Origin of the sequence: Stenotrophomonas sp. RIT-551 (assembly GCF_026241915.1) — a bacterium.
Lineage (GTDB): Bacteria > Pseudomonadota > Gammaproteobacteria > Xanthomonadales > Xanthomonadaceae > Stenotrophomonas > Stenotrophomonas bentonitica_A.
This window is the reverse complement of the sequence record NZ_JAPJIU010000014.1, coordinates 1-19,295: the sequence shown is the minus strand read 5'-3', so window position 1 is coordinate 19,295 and position 19,295 is coordinate 1. Positions and strand designations below refer to the sequence as shown.

17 protein-coding genes and 1 rRNA gene are annotated in these 19,295 nt (G+C 66.2%); 5 read left to right on the top strand and 13 right to left on the bottom strand.

Annotated elements, in window-relative coordinates:
* Positions 1–13: 13 nt before the first annotated feature.
* A complete protein-coding gene (locus ORK51_RS14875; protein WP_070426475.1) occupies positions 14–748 on the bottom strand; it encodes an SURF1 family protein in 735 nt (244 codons plus the stop codon).
* Between the two features lie 57 nt (positions 749–805).
* On the opposite strand from ORK51_RS14875, the gene ORK51_RS14870 reads away from it, so the two are divergent.
* The gene (locus ORK51_RS14870; protein ID WP_019185993.1) at positions 806–1,024 is read left to right on the top strand and encodes a twin transmembrane helix small protein; all 219 of its coding nucleotides are present in this window, start codon (positions 806–808) and stop codon (positions 1,022–1,024) included.
* 40 nt (positions 1,025–1,064) lie between these two features.
* Here the strand turns inward: ORK51_RS14870 and ORK51_RS14865 are convergent, their stop codons facing one another.
* The 6 genes from ORK51_RS14865 to ORK51_RS14840 all read right to left on the bottom strand — a co-directional run bounded on the left by ORK51_RS14865 (position 1,065) and on the right by ORK51_RS14840 (position 5,789).
* Positions 1,065–1,940, bottom strand: a complete 876-nt coding sequence (locus ORK51_RS14865) for a cytochrome c oxidase subunit 3 (protein ID WP_019185994.1) — start codon at positions 1,938–1,940, stop codon at positions 1,065–1,067.
* A 20-nt stretch (positions 1,941–1,960) separates the two neighbouring features.
* Entirely contained in the window at positions 1,961–2,551 is a 591-nt protein-coding gene (locus ORK51_RS14860; protein WP_019185995.1) for a cytochrome c oxidase assembly protein, read from the bottom strand.
* On the bottom strand, positions 2,548–2,682 hold the full coding sequence (locus ORK51_RS14855; RefSeq protein ID WP_257785228.1) for a hypothetical protein: 135 nt from the start codon (positions 2,680–2,682) through the stop codon (positions 2,548–2,550). Before ORK51_RS14855 ends, ORK51_RS14860 begins: the two co-directional genes overlap by 4 nt.
* A gap of 8 nt (positions 2,683–2,690) precedes the next feature.
* A complete protein-coding gene (gene ctaD, locus ORK51_RS14850) occupies positions 2,691–4,301 on the bottom strand; it encodes a cytochrome c oxidase subunit I (RefSeq protein WP_019185997.1) in 1,611 nt (536 codons plus the stop codon).
* 64 nt (positions 4,302–4,365) lie between these two features.
* Complete coding sequence (gene coxB / locus ORK51_RS14845) at positions 4,366–5,301, bottom strand: cytochrome c oxidase subunit II (protein ID WP_266085472.1); 936 nt, start codon at positions 5,299–5,301, stop codon at positions 4,366–4,368.
* A gap of 11 nt (positions 5,302–5,312) precedes the next feature.
* Positions 5,313–5,789, bottom strand: coding sequence for a DUF2244 domain-containing protein (locus tag ORK51_RS14840; protein ID WP_266085469.1), 477 nt, complete (start codon positions 5,787–5,789; stop codon positions 5,313–5,315).
* Between the two features lie 276 nt (positions 5,790–6,065).
* Between ORK51_RS14840 and putA the strand changes: the two genes are divergently transcribed.
* Positions 6,066–9,305 (top strand): bifunctional proline dehydrogenase/L-glutamate gamma-semialdehyde dehydrogenase PutA, encoded by a 3,240-nt coding sequence (gene putA, locus ORK51_RS14835; RefSeq protein ID WP_266085467.1) that lies wholly within the window; start codon positions 6,066–6,068, stop codon positions 9,303–9,305.
* Between the two features lie 92 nt (positions 9,306–9,397).
* Here the strand turns inward: putA and ORK51_RS14830 are convergent, their stop codons facing one another.
* Positions 9,398–10,042 (bottom strand): hypothetical protein, encoded by a 645-nt coding sequence (locus tag ORK51_RS14830; RefSeq protein WP_266085464.1) that lies wholly within the window; start codon positions 10,040–10,042, stop codon positions 9,398–9,400.
* A gap of 184 nt (positions 10,043–10,226) precedes the next feature.
* On the bottom strand, positions 10,227–11,570 hold the full coding sequence (locus ORK51_RS14825) for an outer membrane protein transport protein (RefSeq protein ID WP_266085462.1): 1,344 nt from the start codon (positions 11,568–11,570) through the stop codon (positions 10,227–10,229).
* A gap of 226 nt (positions 11,571–11,796) precedes the next feature.
* Here ORK51_RS14825 and ORK51_RS14820 point away from each other — a divergent pair, with 226 nt between their 5' ends.
* Positions 11,797–12,489: a rhomboid family intramembrane serine protease gene (locus ORK51_RS14820; protein ID WP_019186003.1), complete on the top strand. Its 693-nt coding sequence runs from the start codon at positions 11,797–11,799 to the stop codon at positions 12,487–12,489.
* 22 nt (positions 12,490–12,511) lie between these two features.
* Here the strand turns inward: ORK51_RS14820 and ORK51_RS14815 are convergent, their stop codons facing one another.
* From ORK51_RS14815 to ORK51_RS14805, 3 genes are all read right to left on the bottom strand, one after another.
* Positions 12,512–12,949, bottom strand: coding sequence for a hypothetical protein (locus tag ORK51_RS14815; protein ID WP_070426470.1), 438 nt, complete (start codon positions 12,947–12,949; stop codon positions 12,512–12,514).
* 21 nt (positions 12,950–12,970) lie between these two features.
* Positions 12,971–14,452 (bottom strand): S41 family peptidase, encoded by a 1,482-nt coding sequence (locus ORK51_RS14810; RefSeq protein ID WP_266085458.1) that lies wholly within the window; start codon positions 14,450–14,452, stop codon positions 12,971–12,973.
* Between the two features lie 127 nt (positions 14,453–14,579).
* Positions 14,580–15,797, bottom strand: coding sequence for a murein hydrolase activator EnvC family protein (locus tag ORK51_RS14805; protein ID WP_266085566.1), 1,218 nt, complete (start codon positions 15,795–15,797; stop codon positions 14,580–14,582).
* A gap of 205 nt (positions 15,798–16,002) precedes the next feature.
* Between ORK51_RS14805 and ORK51_RS14800 the strand changes: the two genes are divergently transcribed.
* Both ORK51_RS14800 and ORK51_RS14795 read left to right on the top strand, forming a co-directional pair.
* Positions 16,003–16,665, top strand: a complete 663-nt coding sequence (locus ORK51_RS14800) for a DUF4097 family beta strand repeat-containing protein (protein WP_046272917.1) — start codon at positions 16,003–16,005, stop codon at positions 16,663–16,665.
* 54 nt (positions 16,666–16,719) lie between these two features.
* A complete protein-coding gene (locus ORK51_RS14795) occupies positions 16,720–18,450 on the top strand; it encodes a M28 family metallopeptidase (protein ID WP_266085456.1) in 1,731 nt (576 codons plus the stop codon).
* A 641-nt stretch (positions 18,451–19,091) separates the two neighbouring features.
* Here ORK51_RS14795 and rrf read toward each other — a convergent pair.
* Positions 19,092–19,206 (bottom strand): 5S ribosomal RNA (gene rrf / locus ORK51_RS14790).
* Positions 19,207–19,295 lie beyond the last annotated feature (89 nt).

The window sequence follows — 19,295 nt, the reverse complement described above, 5'->3', positions numbered from 1 at the left end:
CATGTTGAGCCGGTCAGCGCCGGGAAGTGCCACGCCGGCGGCGATGGCGTCGGAATTCCAGGACCAGCGCGACCACCAGCACGGTCAACGCCAGCCCGAACCATTGCACGGCATAGCCCAGATGGCGACTGGGCGGCAGCGTGTTGGGCAGCAGCTCCAGATCCCGCGCATATCCGCCTGGCAGCGCAGGGTCCAGCCGCAGCACGCGCACCTGCAGGCTGCCCGGCGGCAACGACAGCGCGCGCGCCATCTCTTCCGGTGGCATCCGGCTGGCCAGCCATACGCCCGGCTGTGGCGCGGGCGACAGCGCCGGGCCCAGCGCCAGGCCGGTAGCCGGCGGCGGCGCCAGCAGGCCGCTGAGGGCCGTGGGGCCGCTATGCGGGGTGATCGGCGGGATCACACGATCCGGCGGCATCGGCAGCCAGCCCAGGTCGATCAGCACCCGTGCGCCGTCATCACTCTGGAACGGTTGGTAGACCTTGATCCCGGCCCGGCCATCGCGGGTCTGGTTGTCGAGCAGCAGCGTACCCGGCAGGAAGCGGCCCCGGTCCTCCACCCAGCGCAGCACCGGCGGTGCCGCCAGCGCCTGGCGCAGCGTGAGTGACTGCGCACGCGCCGGCACCTGCTGGGCCAGCAGCGCTTCTTTTTCATGCATGCGCTGCAGTTGCCAGCGGCCGAGCTGGCAGAACGCGAGGATGACGAGTACCGCGGCGATCCAGCCGATCAGGCGTGTGTGCTTGCGCATCATGACAACGCCGGCAAAACGCGGTGATATAGGCGCACCCGCCACGCCATCGAGCCGCGCATGAATGATTCGTTGAAGACCCTGCTGGTAATCGCGTTTCTGATCGTCATCGTCTGGAATCTGGGCGCCGGGCTGTATTACCTGCTGGTCGATCGCGGCCAGACCAAGCGCACCGTCAATGCCCTCACCCGCCGCATCGCGGTGTCGGTGGCGCTGATCGTGCTCGTGGTCATCGGCATCTACAGCGGTTGGATCAAGCCCCACGGCATCGGCGGCTGAAGCCGCACCGGCGTCGATGCGGCAGGACGTCGCACCGACGCTACAGCACGTAGACGAACAGGAACAGCATCAGCCACACCACGTCGACGAAGTGCCAGTACCACGCGGCGGCTTCGAAACCGAAATGGTTGTCGCGGGTGAAATGCCCTTTCGACGAACGCAGCCACATCACCGCCAACATGATCGTGCCGAGCAGCACGTGCACGCCGTGGAAGCCGGTGAGCATGAAGAACGTCGAGCCGTAGATGCCCGAGCCCAACGTGAGATTGAGTTCCTTGTAGGCGTGGATGTACTCCTCCGCCTGCAGGGTGAGGAAGCCCAGGCCGAGCAGCACGGTGATGCCCAGCCAGACCAGCAGCTGGCGCCGATGCCCGGCCTTGAGCGCGTGGTGCGCGATGGTCAGGGTGACACCGGAGGTCAGCAGGATCAGCGTGTTGATCAGCGGCAGGCCCCAGGCCGGAATGGTCTGGAAATGCCCGCCGATCGCCCCGGGGCCGTTGGTGGGCCACGCCGCCGAGTAGCCATCCCACAGCAGCTCGTTGGTCATCACACCGTCGCCCGCGCCGCCCAGCCACGGCAGGCCCAGGTTGCGGGTATAGAACAGCGCGCCGAAAAATGCGCCGAAGAACATCACTTCCGAGAAGATGAACCACACCATCCCCATCCGGAACGAGCCGTCGACCTGGCGGTTGTAGCTGCCGGCCTGCGATTCGCGCACCACGTCGCTGAACCACCAGAACAGGGTCAGCACCAGCATCGCGATGCCCGCGTAAAAGGTCCACTTGCCCCAGCTGGAATCATTGAGCCAGCTGGCCACGCCGACCATCGTCACCATCATCGCGATGGAACCGATGAACGGCCATTTGCTGTGCGTGGGCACGAAGTACACGTTCGCATCGGGGCTTTGCTGGGCCATGGTCTTGGGTCCGGTCCGGATCAGGGAGCTGCACGCGCGCCGGTCGGCAGGCTGGCCGGGGCCAACTGCGCGGACAAAGCGTCGTTCTTGTAGAAGGTGTAGGACAGGGTGATCGTGGTGATGTTGGCCGGCAGGTCGGGATCGACGATGAAGCGCACCGGCATGTCGCGCTTCTCGCCGGCCTGCAGCGTCTGCGCGGTGAAGCAGAAGCACTCGGTCTTGCTGAAGTAGCCCGACGCCTTGGCCGGTGCAACCGAGGGCACCGCGCTGCCGACCAGCGCGCGGTCGCTGTCATTGCGCGCGTAATACAGCGCTTCGTTGAGCTCGCCGGGCACCACGTCCATCGTCAGCTGTTCGGGATGGAACGCCCACGGCAGCTTGGAATTCACACCGCCATCGAATTCCACCCGCACCGTGCGCTTGCCGGTGGCGGCCGCCGTACCCGCCGCCGCGCCCGGGCCACGTTCCAGGCGCACGCCGAACACCTTCTCGCAGGCGATGCGGTACAGCGGCACCAGCGAGAAGGTCAGCACGAACACCGCCAGGGCCACCCCGATCAGGCGGGGCAGGCCCGCATGACGTGCGGGCGGAGCCGGGCGCGGATCGCTCATCGCCCGATCACCCCGCTGAGGATGAAGCCGGCATAGACCATCACCGCGACGATCCCGACGGCCCACGCGGTGCGGTGCGCGCGGCGGCGTTGCAGGGCCTGCTCATCCGGCGTGCGGGTGGTGGTGGTCATGAGCGGCCTCAATGGGTGATGTCGTCATGGGCCAGATCACCCGGACGGATGGTCGGCGGCGTGGTGAACGTATGCGCCGGCGCGGGCGACGGGATCGTCCACTCCAGGCCACGCGCTCCTTCCCAGCAACGGTCGGCGGCCTTAGCGCCGTGGCGCAGCGAATGCCACAGGATCGCGGCCATCATGAAGGGCGTGACGAACATGCCGAACGCACCGATCGAACTGATCAGGTTCCAGTCGGCGAAGGCCACGCTGTAATCCGGAATACGCCGCGGCATGCCGGCCAGGCCGAGGAAGTGCTGCGGGAAGAACAGCAGGTTCACGAACACGATCGACCACCAGAAGTGCACCTTGGCCCAGGTTTCGCTGTACATGCGCCCGGTCCACTTCGGCCACCAGTAGTACACCGCGGCGATCAACCCGAACACCGCGCCGGTGACCAGCACGTAGTGGAAGTGCGCGACCACGAAATAGGTGTCGTGGTACTGGAAGTCGGCCACCACGATCGCCAGCATCAGGCCGGAGAAGCCACCGATGGTGAACAGGATGACGAAGGCCACCGCCCACAGCATTGGCGCTTCGAACGTGAGCGAGCCACGCCACATCGTGCTGACCCAGTTGAACACCTTCACCCCGGTCGGGATGGAGATGAGCATCGTGGCGAACATGAAGTAGATTTCGCCGCCCAGCGGCATGCCCACGGTGAACATGTGGTGGGCCCAGACGATGAAGGACAGGAAGGCGATCGCGGCGATCGCGTAGACCATCGCCTGGTAACCGAACAGCGGCTTGCGGCTGAAGGTGGGGATGATCTCGCTGACCACGCCGAACGCCGGCAGGATCATGATGTAGACCTCCGGGTGCCCGAAGAACCAGAAGATGTGCTGGTACATCACCGGGTCACCGCCACCGGCGGCATTGAAGAAGCTGGTGCCGAAGAACTTGTCGGTGAGCAGCATCGTCACCGCGCCGGCGAGCACCGGCATCACCGCGATCAGCAGGAACGCGGTGATCAGCCAGGCCCAGCAGAAGATCGGCATCTTCAGCAGATCGATGCCGGGGGCGCGCATGTTGAGCACGGTGGCGATGATGTTGATCGCGCCCATGATCGAGCTGATGCCGGCCACATGGATGGCGAACACGCTGAAGGCCACGTTGTAGCCGCCCTGCAGCGACAGCGGCGGGTACAGCGTCCAGCCACCGGCGGGGGCGCCGCCCGGCAGGAAAAGGGTCAGCAGCAGCAGGCTGAAGGCCACCGGCAGCAGCCAGAACGACCAGTTGTTCATGCGCGGCAGGGCCATGTCCGGCGCGCCGATCTGCAGCGGGATCATCCAGTTGGCCAGGCCGACGAAGGCCGGCATCACGCCACCGAAGATCATCACCAGCGCATGCACGGTGGTCATCTGGTTGAAGAACTCGGGCTTGACGAACTGCAGGCCCGGTTGCGCCAGCTCAGCGCGGATGATCACGCTCATCGCCGCACCGATGATGAACATGATGAAGCTGAAAAGCAGGTAGAGCGTGCCGATGTCCTTGTGGTTGGTCGAGAAGAACCAACGCTCGAAGAACCCCTGCTGATGCCCGTGATGCCCGTCGTGGTCAACTGCGGAATGCGCCATCGCAACTACACCTCACTGTATCCGGTGGTACCCGCATCCGCCGGCTGGCGGACGCGGCTCGATTTCAGGCGTTGCTGTCTGTTGCTGCCGCGGCCGGCTCGCTGGCCGGTGCCGGAGTGGCCTCGGCCGGGACGGCCGGCGCCGGTGCCGGTGCAGCCTCCGGTGCAGGGGCCGGCGCAGGCTTCCTGGACGCCAGCCATTTCTGGTAATCCTCCTTGGAGACCGCCTCGACCACGATCGGCATGAAGCCGTGATCCTTGCCACACAGTTCGGCGCACTGACCGCGGTACACGCCGGGCTGCTCGATGTTGGTCCAGGCCTCGTTGATGAAGCCGGGAATCGCATCCTGCTTCCAGCCCAGCGCCGGCACCCACCATGCATGGATGACGTCGTCGGAGGTGATCACGAAGCGCACCTTGGTATCGACCGGCAGTACCAGGCGGTTGTCGACATCCAGCAGGTAATGCGGATGGCTGTCGCGGGTCGGCACCACGCCACTCTGGCGGACACGGTCGGACTCACGGTCCAGGCGGCTGGTGAAGCTGACGTTCTCGCCGAGGTATTCGTACTTCCACATCCACTGATACCCGGTGACCTTGACGGTCATTTCCGAATCGCGGGTGTCGTAGAACTTGATCAGATTGGCCGTGGCCGGCCAGGCCATCACCACCAGGATGATCACCGGGATCACGGTCCAGATGACCTCGGCCTTGGTGTTGTGGCTGAAGGTGGCGGCGACCGCGCCCTTGGATTTGCGGAACTTGAAGATCGCGTAGAACAGCGCGCCGAATACCAGCACCCCGATCACGGTACAGACCCACAGCGAGAACAGGTTGGACTCCCACGCCAACCGCGAGCTCTGGGTCACCCCCTTGCCCATGTTCAATTGCCACGGTTTGGGGTCGGCCGCCTGGGCCCACGCCATGGCCGGCGCCAGCAGCGCAGCCCCGCTCAACACTGACTTCCCGAACGTCCTGCCCCACTTTCTGCATTGCTTCATTGCCTAGACCCTTAGCGTCGTCGGTTGCGGCCGTCAGTGGCCGCGAGCAAGCCTTCTAGTTTCTGAGCCAGTACCTGGCGTTCGGCCGGTGCGAGGAAGCTCCCCACGTCCACCTGCCTACCGCTGGATGCCAGCCGGACCCTGCGTTCGTCGGCGATCAGCCTCACCCAGTGCGGGTGGGCGCTGAACACCGGCGAATGCCCGGGTGCGGGAATCACTTCCACGCACGCCGGCACTACCCGGATCTCTTCCTGCCGTTCTCCACTGCGCCACACCGTGCGCAGCGCCACTGCCAGCAACACGCTGTACAGCAGAGCAAACACGGGGGCGAATACGTTGCCGGTGAACCAGCCCAGGCCGGCCGCCAGCCACATCCCCCCCGCCAACACTGCAAACAACAGGACGAACTGCCGGGCATCGAGCGCCCGTGGGGGACGCAGCCGCAGTTGCGTCCCTGATCCGTCCGGAGCGATGAGCACCTCGATCATGTCGCAACCGCGTTTTTCCTGCCGCGGGAAACGTCTCGATGGTAGCCCCGCTCTCCAGCGAGTAGCAAGGGTCCATTCACAGTTTCAGGAATGTTGCAACACAGCATCGGCTGCGGCGGCCGTTTTGACGAAATCGGCACAATAACTACCAGCCGGCTCGAATCCGCCGAATCCCCCTGTATGAAAGGCTATGCGCCGCATGGGCGCGACCGCAAAAACCGCTTGACTCCCCCAGAAAACGATTAAAATGGTCAAGTTCTCCACGAGCCGACCGGCATGACTGCATCCTCTGTCCTTCCCCCTGCCCCGGCATCGTCCGGCGCTGCCCGCCCGCCGCTGCTCTCTCCTGAGCTGCCGGCGGTTCCCAATGCGTTCCGCCAGGCGATCACCGATGCCTGGTTGAAGGACGAGGCCACCCACGTGCGAGAGCTGCTGGAGCAGGCGCGCCTGCCCGCCGCCGAACAGGCCAGGGTACAGGCCACCGCCGCCGACCTGGTCAAGCGCGTGCGCGTGCGTGCCCAGGACCAGGGCGCGATCGAGGCCTTCATGCGCCAGTACGATCTGGGCAGCGAGGAAGGCGTGCTGCTGATGTGCGTGGCCGAAGCGCTGCTGCGCATTCCGGACCAGGAGACGGCCGACAAGCTGATCCGCGACAAGCTCGGCGACGCGGACTGGAAGAAGCACATGGGCGGCAGCGACTCGGTGCTGGTCAACGCCTCCACCTGGGGCCTGATGCTGACAGGCCGCCTGGTCCAGATCAACGATGCCACCCGCGCCGATGTGCCGGGCGCGTTCAAGCGCCTGATCGGTCGCGTGGGTGAGCCGGTGATCCGCCTGGCAGTGCGCCAGGCGATGAAGATCATGGGCCACCAGTTCGTCATGGGCCGCACCATCGACGAAGCGCTGTCGCGCTCGCACAAGGGCGACAACGCCAGCTACCGCTATTCGTTCGACATGCTCGGCGAAGGCGCGCTGACCATGAAGGACGCCAAGCGTTACCTGGAGGATTACCGTCGCGCGATCCATTCGATCGGCGGTGACCACAAGGCCCGCGGCGGTCGCCCGGACGGCGATGTCAATTCGGCACCGGGCATCTCGATCAAGCTCTCCGCGCTGTACCCGCGCTACGAGCATGCCAAGCGCGCACGCGTGATGGCCGACCTGGTGCCGGGCGTACTGGAACTGGCGCAGCTGGCCAAGTCCTATGGGATCGGCTGCACCGTCGATGCCGAAGAAACCGACCGCCTGGAGCTGTCGCTGGACATCATCGAGACGGTGGTCAGCGATGCCTCGCTCGCCGGCTGGGAAGGCTTCGGCGTGGTCGTGCAGTCGTACCAGAAGCGCACGCCGTACACGATCGACTACCTGGCCGATCTGGCCCGCCGCATCGGTCGTCGCCTGCAGGTGCGCCTGGTCAAGGGCGCGTACTGGGATGCGGAGATCAAGCGCGCGCAGATCGAGGGCCTGCCGGCCTACCCGGTGTTCACCCGCAAGCAGAACACCGACGTGTCCTACCTGGCCTGCGCCAAGCGCCTGTTCACGCACAGCGATGCGATCTACCCGATGTTCGCCACGCACAACGCGCACACCATCGCGGCCGTGCAGGCGATCGCCAAGGGCGGCCAGTACGAGCACCAGAAGCTGCACGGCATGGGCGATGACCTGTATGCCGAAGTGGTGCCGGCCGACCGTCTGAACGTGCCGTGCCGCGTGTACGCGCCGGTCGGTTCGCATGAAGACCTGCTGCCGTACCTGGTGCGCCGCCTGCTCGAAAACGGCGCCAATTCCAGCTTCGTCAACCGCATCACCGACGAGAACGTGGCCATCGACGACCTGATCCGCGATCCGGTGGAAGTGGTCTCCTCGTTCGCGTCCATCCCGCATCCGAAAATCCCGCTGCCGGTCGATCTGCTGCGCAGCCAGAACCATGACAGGAAGAACTCCATGGGCGTCAATCTCGCCAACGACAACGATCTGCGCGCTCTGGCCGAGCAGCTCAATGCGGCCGTGCCCGCGCCGGGTAAGAGCGGGTGGCACGCCGCGCCGCTGGTGCCCGGTGCCAACCCGACCGCTGCGCTGTTGAACGTGACCAACCCGGCCGACACCCGCCAGGTCGTCGGCCAGTGGCAGCCGGCCGACAGTGCCACCGTGGAGAAGGCCCTGGCCAACGCCGTGGCCGCGCAGCCGGCCTGGAACCGCACCCCGGCCGCCAGCCGCGCCGCAATCCTGGAACACGCGGCGGACCAGCTCGAGGCACGCCTGCCGGAGTTCATGGCACTGTGCGTCAAGGAAGCTGGCAAGAGCCTGCCCGACGGTATTGCCGAAGTGCGCGAAGCGGTCGACTTCCTGCGCTATTACGCCAAGCAGGCACGCGAGCAGTTCGGCCATGCCGAAAAGCTGCCGAGCCCGACCGGTGAATCCAACGAACTGCAGCTGCATGGCCGCGGTGTGTTCGTCTGCATCAGCCCGTGGAACTTCCCGCTGGCGATCTTCCTGGGCCAGGTCAGCGCCGCACTGGCGGCCGGCAACAGCGTGATCGCCAAGCCGGCCGAACAGACCAACCTGATCGGCTACTACGCGGTGAAGCTGCTGCTCGACGCCGGCGTGCCCGAAGGCGTTGTGCAGTTCCTGCCGGGCGACGGTGCGACCGTCGGCGCCGCGCTGACCGCCGACCCGCGCGTGGCCGGCGTGGCCTTCACCGGCTCGACCGATACCGCCCGTGCGATCAACCGTGCGATGGCCGCGCGCGACGCCGCGATCGGTGTGCTGATCGCCGAAACCGGCGGCCAGAACGCCTTCATCGCCGACTCCTCGGCGCTGCCAGAGCAGCTGGTCAAGGATGCGATCGGGTCGGCCTTCACCTCCGCCGGCCAGCGCTGCTCGGCCGCGCGCGTGCTGTTCGTGCAGGACGACATCGCCGACAAGGTGATGACCATGCTGTCCGGCGCGATGGCCGAGCTGAAGGTCGGTGACCCGGGTCTGCTCTCCACGGACGTCGGCCCGGTGATCGATGCCGATGCGCTGCAGATCCTCAAGGACCATGCCGTGCGCATGGAGAAGGAAGCGCGCCTGATCGCCGCTGCCACGCTCAGCGACGAAGCGGCGCACGGCACCTTCTTCGCCCCGCGTGCGTACGAGCTGAAGAACCTGGACCAGCTGCACAGGGAAATCTTCGGGCCGGTGCTGCACGTGATCCGCTGGAAGGGCGACCAGCTCGATGCGGTGATCGACCAGATCAACGCCACCGGCTACGGCCTGACCCTGGGCGTGCATTCGCGCATCGATGAAACCGTGGACCGCATTTCCTCGCGCATCAATGTCGGCAACGTGTACGTCAACCGCAACCAGATCGGCGCGGTGGTCGGCGTGCAGCCGTTCGGCGGCCAGGGCCTGTCCGGTACCGGCCCGAAGGCCGGCGGCCCGCACTACCTGCTGCGCTTCGCCACCGAAAAAACGGTCACCGTGAACACCACGGCGGCCGGCGGCAATGCCTCGCTGCTGACCCTGGGCGACTGATTCCAGCGCACATGCGTTGAACGAAAAACCCCGCGAAAGCGGGGTTTTTTGTGGCCTGGAAGCTGGCACAGATTGCCGGCCAGCGGCCGGCACTACTGCTCGATGGACTCGATCTCATCGCGCATCAGCAGTTCGCTGCCCATGTAGCGCTCGAACTTGATGCGGCCGAAGCCGGCGGCGTACCACGCCTCGATACGGTTGTCTTCGAAGGTCGCCGTGACATGGCAGATATCCTTGAACGTCCGCGGCTGGTCGCCGACTTCCGTCTCCAGATCTTCGAAGCCGACGAAGGTGTAATCGGAGAAGCCGTCGTAGTCGATCGGCTCGACCGTCTCGTCGACATGGTTCGTGCGCTCGCCCTTGCCGTTGACCTCGAACCGATCGCCTGGCTTGGCGCTCTGCGGGAACGTCGGCGCGGGCTTGAAGATGTCGGTCATCACCGGCCTGGACGCGTCGCCACCCCAAGCGGAAATGCCCAGGCGCTCCTGGCCGAGAAGCTGGCGCCCGCTGGCGTCGTAATAGCTGGCCGTGCCAACCCCACCACCGGCGCTGCTCACCTTGATCGCCTCCTGCCCGGCGAACGTGGCCTTCTCGATGGTCAGCGTTTCATCGCTGCTGGACCACGACAGGCCCGGGGTCAAGGTAAAACAGGCGGCGAACTCCGGCGCGGCGATGGCGGGCAGCGAGAGACCGGCCAGGCCAAGAGCAAGCGTGGAGCGCAGCAGCAGAGACGACATATACAGATCCTTGTCAGTAGGCACGGGACGGCAGGGGCGCAGTCCGGGCGGGGATTGTACGTCGTGATCGCGGATCCCACCGTGCTGCGGCAGTCGATCCGCAAGCGCCTCAACGCGACCAACAAAAAACCCCGCTTTCGCGGGGTTTTCTGCTGCTGCGTTCAACCGTTCAGTGCTGCGTCGATCAGAACTTGTAGTTGAACGACGCGGCCAGCACGTCGCCACGGACCTTGTACTTGCCGTTGAGCGAGTTGCCCTGGTTGTTGGTGGTGCCACCGATGATCACGTCCGGATCCTTGGTGAACAGGTGGGTGTAACCGAAGTTGTATTCGGTGTTCGCCGACGGGGTCCAGCCCACGCCCAGCGACAGCCACTTGCGGCTGGTATCGGGCACGCGCACGTCGCGGTGAGCGTTGGTGGTCGGGGTCTGGTCCAGCGCGATACCGCCACGCAGGGTCACCGTGTCGCTCAGCTTGAAATCGGTACCCAGCGAAACGAAGGTCGTATCGCGGTAGCCGAACTCCAGCACCGAATCGGGCTGCGCCGACGCGAAGTCGATGGTGACCTGGTCGAACGCGGTCGACCAGGCAGTGCGGGTGACATCACCCATCACGGTCCAGCGGTCGTTGACGTTGTGGGTGACGCTCAGGGTGGCCGAGGCCGGCAGGGTCAGCGTGGCCTTGCCCGAGGTGCTCACGAAGCGGCCCGGCTGGGCGATGGCCAGCACGGCAGCAGCGTTCTGCGGCACATCGAAGGTGGCATCGCCGCCGGTGATCTTGTGCTCGACCTTGGAACGGTAGCTGATGCCGATGTGGGTGTTCTCATCGGGGCTGAACAAGCCACCGACGGTCCAGCCCACGGCATTGTTGTCACCTTCCACGGTCAACTTGCCGTCGGCGCTGCCCGGGGCGAAGCCCGGCACGCGCGACTGCGCCAGCGCGGTGCCGAAGTCGATCTGGTTGCTCAGCTCGATGGTCAGGTGCTCGACGAACACGGACGCACCGAAGGACACGTACGGGTTGACGTCATACGAAGCCGCGAAGCCCAGGTCGATGGCCTTCATGTCGGTCTTCAGGCCGCTGTAACGGCCGACCCAGCCATTGTCGTAATCGGTCTTGAAGCCGAACGGGGCGGTCAGCGAGACGCCGAAGTGGGCCTTTTCGCCGATCGGCATATGGAAGTAGGCAGCCGGAACCGGGGCGATCATGCCGGCGTCGCCGCCGTCACCGCCGGTCTGCGGCTGGCCGGTCGGCTTGCGGCCGGTGCCCTTGAACTTGGCCGAGAAGCTGATGGCGCTCAGGTCGCCCTGGACCTGCATGCCCTCGAGCTGGCGCATGCCGGCCGGGTTGACGGCCATGATCGAGGCGTCGCCGGCGGCGCTGCCGGAACCGGCGAAGGCGCGGCCGAGGCCCTTGGCGCTGTTTTCCTTCAGCTGGAAGGCGGCAGCGTGGACGTGGCCCACGGCCAGGACACCGGCAATGCCGACGGCCAGGGCGGTGACGCGGGCAAGAGTGGAAGCGGTATGCATTGTTGGTTCTCTCCGGAAAGCGGTGATGTTGGCAACGCGCGCCTGCGCCGCCCCTCCCCTTGATGGGTCAGGACAACGCGCCGGATTCCCCTCCCGACATACGACGCCGTATGCGAGTATACCGAGAGCGGTTAATGAAACAATAACGTGCGTCGCCCTTGTGGCTATTCATGCTGAACACGACATATCCCCGTCAGGTCAGCCTCCGCGCTAGGCTAGTGCCCGCATGTTCGTGTCGACCCCCTCCCGCAAGAAAGCCGCCTACCGCTGGGCCACCCCCCTGCTGTTCGCGGCGCTGTGGGTCGCGTTCCTGTGGTCGATCTCCCGGCCGGACGACGCCCGGCGCAGCCTGTGGATGGATTGGGGCGCGCTTTCCACCGGCCTGACCCACCCGCTGGACTGGTGGGCAACCCTGCAGGACGGCAGCGTGCTACGGCTGTTCACCGCGCTGTTCCTGCATGCGGACTGGTCGCACCTGCTGGGCAACCTGGTGTTCCTGCTGATCTTCGGGCTGCCGGCCGAGCGCGTGCTGGGCCCGTGGCGGCTGATGCTGCTGTTCCTGGTCGGCGGGGCGATCTCGAATCTGACCGCGATCTACACCATGGGCAGCCCGGACCAGATCATCATCGGGGCCAGCGGCGCGGTGTCGGCCCTGATCGGCGCCTATCTGGCGCTGTTCCCGGGCGCGCGGCTGGGCGTGGTGATTCCGCTGGGCCTGTTCCTGGAATTCGTGCGTGCGCCGGCCTATCTGCTGATCGGTGTCTGGGCGGCACTGCAGGTGGTCTTCGCCTACATCGGCCCGACCTTCGGCATGGTCGCCTGGTGGGCGCACATCGCCGGCTTCGTGTTCGGGCTCGGCTATGGCGTGTATGTGCGTGCGGCGATCGCGCGGCGGCTGCGCAAGCGGCACGGGTTTTGATATCGGGGACGGCGCGTTCGCGTCAGTCCGAGCGAGAGACAGCCCCCGAGGGGTCCAGCGAAGCGATCAGCAATTCGTTGTGATGCGTATCGAAAACTAGCGTGCGCCCATCTGGCGACGCAACGAAGTACTCGAAGAACGGTAGTGCTTCCAGCAACGCGATGAGCTCATCCCGACCCAGCACCCACATCGGCCAAGGCGCGGGTTCCTCGTCGGTTGCGACCAGCACTACTTCTTCCAGTGGCAGCGCGGTCAGCACTTCGTTGAGGAGAGCCAATCCGGCACTGCCATCTTCATACGGCATCCTGCGGGGCGGGCGGGAGAGCCCGGCCCACCAGTAGACGCGATCGCCATCGATGCCATGGAGCGCGGCCACAGTGCCCAATTGCATTGCCCTCTCGTCTTCGGATAGCGCGGCGGAGCGGGTCAATGCCGCGATCTGATCAAACAGGTCCGTCATGGCGAGTATTGGGTGGCTTGGTCAGGGCTTGATCGGTGCCGTCGAGGCCGGAGCTTCCGGCTCGGCCGGTGCGGGCGTAGCCGGTGCAGCCGCAGGCTGTTCGGCTGGCTTCGTATCTGCCGGCTTCGCGTCTACCGGCTTGACCGCTGCCGCTGACGGCTTGGCCGCCGGCTTCTTCGCCGCCTCCGCCTTCTGCCTGGCCAGCACCGAACCCGGCTGCTTCAACTCGGCCAGGGCATCGTTGATCGGGCCATCGCCCGGCAGCACGTCACCGGCCTTGTAGCCTTCGGTGCCTTCCTCGTCACCGCGCAGGTGCCCGGGCAGCGTGGCTTCGCTGTAGTCGGTCAGGCTGGCCGGCAGGTCGTCATCGCCAGCACGCTTTTCCGGCTGCAGCAGCACATCGGGAATGATGCCGGTGGCCTGGATCGACTTGCCGCTCGGCGTGAAATACCGCGCGGTGGTGAGTTTCACCGAGTCCCCGTTGTCCAGCGGCAGTACGGTCTGCACCGAGCCCTTGCCGAAGGTGCGGCTGCCGACCACGCGCGCGCGGCCGTTGTCGCGCAGGGCGCCGGCCAGCACCTCGGAGGCACTGGCCGAACCGGCGTCGGCCAGCACCACGACCGGCGCGCCCTTGAGCAGATCGCCCGGCGTTGCATCGAAACGGGCATCGCTGATCGAGATGCGGCCACGGGTACTGACGATGTTGCCCTTCTCGAGCAGGTCGTCGGCCACCTGCACGGCGGCGGTCAGCAGGCCACCCGGGTTGCTGCGCAGGTCCAGCACCAGCCCCTTGAGCTTGCCACCAGCCTGCTGCTGCAACTGGGCAACGTGCTTCTGGAAATCGGCACCGGTGTCGGCCTGGAAGGTGCTCAGGCGGATGTAGCCGTAACCGGGTTCAAGCATCCGGCTGCGCACGCTGGTCACGCGGATCGTCTCGCGGGTGACGCTGACATCGAACGGCTTGGGCTTGCCTTCGCGAACCAGGGTCAGCACGACCTTGGTGCCGGCCACGCCGCGCAGCGGCTCGGTGGCCTCGATCGCACTGATCGGCTTGCCGTCGATGGCGATGATCAGGTCGCCAGCGAGGATGCCCGCGCGTGCGGCCGGGGTGTCGTCGATCGGCGAGATCACTTTCAGGCTGCTGTTGTCGGGCTGCTGCTGCAGCTCCACGCCGATGCCGTCGTAGGCGCCGTTGGCCTGCTCATCGAAGGCTTCGGCGTCTTCCTTGTCGAAATAGGTGCTGTGCGGATCCAGATCCAGCAGCAGGCCACGGATGGCGGACTGCATCAGCTTCTTGTCATCGACCGGGTCGACGTAGGCGGCGCGCACTGCGTTGTACACGGCCACATAGCGGCGGATCTCTTCCAACGGAACCCGTGAGGTCACCGCTTCTTCCGTGGTGGCCGCATCGGCCCCGCGTGCCGGCGCTTCGGCGGTCTGCTGCGCCCAGGACACCGCGGGCAACAGGGCCAGCAGCAAGGTGGCGGAACGGGCTACGCGCATGAAGCACTCCAGGATGATCGGGGGACGGTTGAGCCACGCACCGGGGTGCGTCGCCCGATTATGCGCGAAGCGACGATAAATTCCCGTTGAACCCCGCCCCTGGCGGTGCGCTGCTGTTGTGCGCGGTTTATCGCCGCTGCAGCCAGCTGCCCGGGTCGACCGGCTGGCCATTGCGGCGCAGCTCGAAGTACAGCGCGGTCACGCCCTGCCCACCCGAGTTACCGACCTTGGCCACGGCCTCGCCCTTCTTCACCGTGGCGCCGGCATCACGCAGCAGGGTGTCGTTGTGGGCGTACAGGCTCATGTAGCCGTTGCCGTGGTCGACGATCAGGATCATGCCGTAGCCGGTCATCCAGTCGGAGAACACCACGGTGCCATCGGCGACGGCGGTGATCGTGCTGCCCGCTGGCGCACCGATCAGAACGCCGCTGCTGGTGCGGCCATCGGGCAGCTTGCCGCCATAGCGGGCGAGCAGATTGCCGGACAACGGCCAGCCCAGGCCGCCCACCTTCGGGGCCGGTGCGGAAGCGACCGCAGGGGGTGTCTTGGTCGCCCGCGGCGGCGGCCGCGTGCCACTCGCGGCAGCAGCCCGATCAGCCTTCTCGGCAGCGGCTTTTTCCGCAGCGGCCCGGCGCGCGGCAGCGCGACGTTCCGCCTCGGCACGTGCAGCGGCGGCACGCAGATTCGCGAGCAGCGTTTCCAGTGCCTTGGCGTCCTGGCCCAGCGCCTTCTCACGCTCGCTGCGGTCCTTGTAGCGCTCATCCAGCGTGGCGACCGTGGCCGCCCGCTCGCGGCGGTCATCGGCCAACGTGGCCACCTGCTGCTTCTGCTGTTGGCGGGTGCCTTCCAGCGCCTTGCGCCGCTCGACGATCTCCGTCTCCACACGCTGCAGTTCGGTGAGGTCGGCCGTCAGCGACTGGATCCGCTGCGCGCGCTCGCGCTGCAGGTAGCGGTGGTAGGCCAGGCTGCGGTTCGCATCGGCAACACGGTCCTGCGACAGCAGCAGCTTCAGCGGTGCGTTGTTGCCGATGCGATAGGCCGCGCGCAGCAGCGAGGCCAGCTCCGTGCGCTGCTGTTCCAGCCCGGCCTGCAGCGCATCGCGCTTGGCCTGCAGTTCGTTCATGGCGCGGGTTTCGCGCTGCAGCGCGGTCTCGGTCTGGGCCAGTACGCGCCCGGTGCGGGCCACCTTCTCATCCGCTTCGCGCAGCTGGCGCGATGCCTGCCCACGCTGGCCTTCCAGCGTCCGCCGTTCCTGGGCCACGCCCTTGAGCTCGCTGCGCAGCTTCTGCAGCTTGCGCTCGGCCTCCTTGGACGATTGCGCGGCCAGCGGGCTGGCGCCGAGCATGGCCACTGCCAGCACGAGGGCACGCAACGCCGGGCTCAGCCACTGCGTGCGACCGCGTCCATCGGTCGGATTGTTATCCCGGCGTGAGGAAAAGGCGTTGTGGCGCAAGGGCTTTCCAGTGACTTCAGGCAGATGCGGATTGCAACGATGCATGGTGACATTCCTGCAGGCGGCCTGCCAGCCGCGCTCCACCATCGAGGTTCCCATGAAACGCTCCCTGCTCCCGCTGCTGCTGGCCCTGACGCTGCCCTGTGCGCCGGCCTTGGCAAGCGACAACATCAGCAAGGTCAACGGCAGCATCTCCGCCGAAGCCGGTCAGACCTACGGCAATCTGGAGACCGTCAACGGCGGCATCAAGGTCGCCGAAGGCGCTGTGACGGGTCGTATCGAAACCGTCAACGGCGGCATCCGCGTGGCTGATCGCGCGCGCACCGGGGGAATATCCACGGTCAATGGCAGCGTGCGGGTCGGACGCGAAGTGATTGCCAGCGGCGGCGTGGACACCGTCAACGGCGGCATCTTCCTGGACCGTGGTACCCAGATCGACGGCAGCCTTGAAACCGTCAACGGCAGCATCGGCCTGGTCGAAACGCGCGTGGCGCGCGGCATCGAGACCGTCAACGGAGACATCACCGTTGGCGTGGGCTCGCAGGTGGAGGGCGGGATCGAGGTCAAGAAACCGAACTTCAACCTGTCGCTGACGCCCGGCCGCAAGCCGCGCGTGATCATCGGCCCGAACGCGTCGGTCAACGGACCGCTGCAGTTCGAGCGCGAGGTCACCCTGTACGTGCACCGCACGGCCCGCGTCGGACCGGTCAGTGGCGCGGTGGCCGTTCCCTTCGATACCGACACCGCGCCGCAGGATTGATATTGTGGCTGCTGGTGCCGCGCGCACCCGCCTTTCCCGTTCCAGGAACCGATGATGCCCCGCAAACTTCTGTTGTGCCTTGCCGCTGCCGCTGCGTTGACCGCGTGCAAGGGCGAATCCGCCGCGCCCACCGCGGCCCCCGCCACCGACGCGGCACCGACCGCGCCGGGCCATGCGTTCTCGCCCGAGATCAATGCCGGCGACTTCGCCGAGCTGGTCAAGACCCTGGCCTCGGATGAGTTCGAAGGCCGTTCGCCGGGCAGCAAGGGCGAAGAGTTGACCGTCAATTACATCCGCGACCAGATGCAGCGCATCGGCCTGCAGCCGGGCAACGGCGACAGCTGGTTCCAGGACGTGGCGATGACCGAGACCACCGCCGATGAGTCGACCGTGCTCAAGCTGGACCAGGCAGGCAAGACCCGCGAGCTGACGTTCGGCACCGACATGGTGATCGGCACCCGCAGCGGCCAGCCGGAGGTGAAGGTCCAGGACAGCGATCTGGTGTTCGTGGGCTACGGTGTGGACGCACCGGAGCAGAAGTGGAACGACTATGCCGGCCAGGACTGGAAGGGCAAGACGGTCGTGATGTTCGTCAACGACCCGGGCTTCCACGTCAACGACGAGAAGCTGTTCGACGGCAAGCGCATGACCTATTACGGCCGCTGGACCTACAAGTTCGAGGAGGCCGCACGCAAGGGCGCTGCAGCCGCACTGATCGTGCACGACACCGCCGGTGCGTCGTACGGCTGGGACGTGGTCAAGAACTCGTGGGCCGGCCCGCAGTACGACCTGCCGGCCAAGGATGATCCGGAAGCGCGCCTGCCCGCACAGGGCTGGTTGAGCGCCGAGGCCGCGCGTCAGCTGTTCGCCGAGGCCGGCCTGGACCTGGACAAGGCCTACAAGGACGCCAGCAAGCGCGGCTTCAAGCCGGTCCCGCTGAAGGCCAAGGTCTCCTTCGACCTGAAGAGCACCATCGCCGAGAAGAAGTCGCGCAACGTGGTCGGCGTCCTGCCCGGTAGCAAGCGGGCCGACGAGGCCGTGCTGTACATGGCGCACTGGGATCACCTGGGCAAGCACGAAGGTGAGCAGGGCGACAACATCTACAACGGTGCCGTCGACAACGCGACCGGCGTGGCCGGCATCCTGGAAGTCGCTGACGCGATGGTCCACCAGCAGCCGGCACCGGAGCGTTCGGTGGTGTTCCTGGCGGTGACGCTGGAAGAGTCCGGCCTGCTCGGCTCGAAGTACTACGTCAGCCACCCGACCTTCCCGCTGGACAAGATCGCCGGCGTGATCAACATCGATGCGATGTCGGTGGCCGGCCGCGCCAAGGACATGACCGTGACCGGTTTCGGCAGCTCCGAGCTGGAGGACATCCTCAAGCCGCTGGCCGCGAATCAGGGCCGCACCCTGCACGGCGAGACCGCGGTGCAGAGCGGCTTCTACTTCCGTTCGGATCATTTCAACTTCGCCAAGGCGGGCGTGCCGGCGCTGTATGCCGACGGTGGTGAGGATCTGCGCGAGGGCGGTGTCGAGGCTGGCCGCAAGGCGGCCGAAGACTACGGCAGCCACCGTTACCACGGCCCCAAGGATGAGTTCGATCCGGCCACCTGGAAGCTGGACGGCACGGTCGAGGACCTGCAGCTGCTGTACGGGGTTGGCAAGGAACTGGCCGGCGGCGATCGTTGGCCGAACTGGTACGAAGGCAATCCGTTCAAGGCGGCACGCGATGCGATGATGAAGGGCAAGGGCGCTGAGGCGCCGGCCGCGGAGTCTGCGCGCTGAGCGGTTGGTTGCAGTGACGTGATCTTTGCTTCATGAAAACGGCGCCTTTCGGGGCGCCGTTTTTTTTGGTCTTTGCCTCTCCGCCGGGCGAGCATGAAGTGCGGCAGCTCTCCGAGCGCGGCGGCGACTGGATTGGTCGGGCGTTGGGACGCGATACCCTTGCGGGCGAATGTCCACCGGGGTCGGCCTGTGGCCGCCCCCTCCTCCTTGAGTTCGCCCACAAGGGCATCGCGACCCACGTGTGGAGACCACTGGCGCCGCACAGCAGCAGCGCGATCAGCGAGTGTGGATTGATTTGTCAGTCCTCACACAGCACGCGGAGCGCCGTAGCGGCCGGTAGGCGCCTGGGCAAAATCAAGGAGGGGGGCGTCGCCGTCAGGCGGCGGCCGGGGGACATTTGCCGAGGGGCCTGCCGGTCGCTACGCGGGCCTTACGCTCGCGGAAGATGCAAGCGGAGACGCCACCATTCCCAAACCGCAGAACTGCCCAGCGAGACCCGCCGCACTACTGCTCAGCGAGACCCGCCGCACTACTGCATGACCGTGCTCATCTGCTGTGGCACGTGAAATGAGACGCTCCCATCCGTTGGGAGAAGGACAAAAAAAACCCCGCTGCGTGAGCAACGGGGTTTTGGGTGTAAACCCTGGCGATGACCTACTCTCGCATGGCTTAGGCCACACTACCATCGGCGCAGCTGCGTTTCACTTCCGAGTTCGGGATGGGATCGGGTGGTGCCACAGCGCTAATTTCACCAGGGAGACGGTTGGAGCAGCGCGATGCGCCAGCTCAGCAGAGGTCTCTTCCGAGAAACAGATACCTGCAAAAACCAGGTGCCTGCAATAAAA

Coding starts and splice junctions, on each gene's coding strand:
- ORK51_RS14875 (WP_070426475.1), bottom strand. CDS start 748: ATGATGCGCAAGCACACACGCCTGATCGGCTGGATCGCCGCGGTACTC.
- ORK51_RS14870 (WP_019185993.1), top strand. CDS start 806: ATGAATGATTCGTTGAAGACCCTGCTGGTAATCGCGTTTCTGATCGTC.
- ORK51_RS14865 (WP_019185994.1), bottom strand. CDS start 1,940: ATGGCCCAGCAAAGCCCCGATGCGAACGTGTACTTCGTGCCCACGCAC.
- ORK51_RS14860 (WP_019185995.1), bottom strand. CDS start 2,551: ATGAGCGATCCGCGCCCGGCTCCGCCCGCACGTCATGCGGGCCTGCCC.
- ORK51_RS14855 (WP_257785228.1), bottom strand. CDS start 2,682: ATGACCACCACCACCCGCACGCCGGATGAGCAGGCCCTGCAACGCCGC.
- ctaD (WP_019185997.1), bottom strand. CDS start 4,301: ATGGCGCATTCCGCAGTTGACCACGACGGGCATCACGGGCATCAGCAG.
- coxB (WP_266085472.1), bottom strand. CDS start 5,301: ATGAAGCAATGCAGAAAGTGGGGCAGGACGTTCGGGAAGTCAGTGTTG.
- ORK51_RS14840 (WP_266085469.1), bottom strand. CDS start 5,789: ATGATCGAGGTGCTCATCGCTCCGGACGGATCAGGGACGCAACTGCGG.
- putA (WP_266085467.1), top strand. CDS start 6,066: ATGACTGCATCCTCTGTCCTTCCCCCTGCCCCGGCATCGTCCGGCGCT.
- ORK51_RS14830 (WP_266085464.1), bottom strand. CDS start 10,042: ATGTCGTCTCTGCTGCTGCGCTCCACGCTTGCTCTTGGCCTGGCCGGT.
- ORK51_RS14825 (WP_266085462.1), bottom strand. CDS start 11,570: ATGCATACCGCTTCCACTCTTGCCCGCGTCACCGCCCTGGCCGTCGGC.
- ORK51_RS14820 (WP_019186003.1), top strand. CDS start 11,797: ATGTTCGTGTCGACCCCCTCCCGCAAGAAAGCCGCCTACCGCTGGGCC.
- ORK51_RS14815 (WP_070426470.1), bottom strand. CDS start 12,949: ATGACGGACCTGTTTGATCAGATCGCGGCATTGACCCGCTCCGCCGCG.
- ORK51_RS14810 (WP_266085458.1), bottom strand. CDS start 14,452: ATGCGCGTAGCCCGTTCCGCCACCTTGCTGCTGGCCCTGTTGCCCGCG.
- ORK51_RS14805 (WP_266085566.1), bottom strand. CDS start 15,797: ATGCTCGGCGCCAGCCCGCTGGCCGCGCAATCGTCCAAGGAGGCCGAG.
- ORK51_RS14800 (WP_046272917.1), top strand. CDS start 16,003: ATGAAACGCTCCCTGCTCCCGCTGCTGCTGGCCCTGACGCTGCCCTGT.
- ORK51_RS14795 (WP_266085456.1), top strand. CDS start 16,720: ATGCCCCGCAAACTTCTGTTGTGCCTTGCCGCTGCCGCTGCGTTGACC.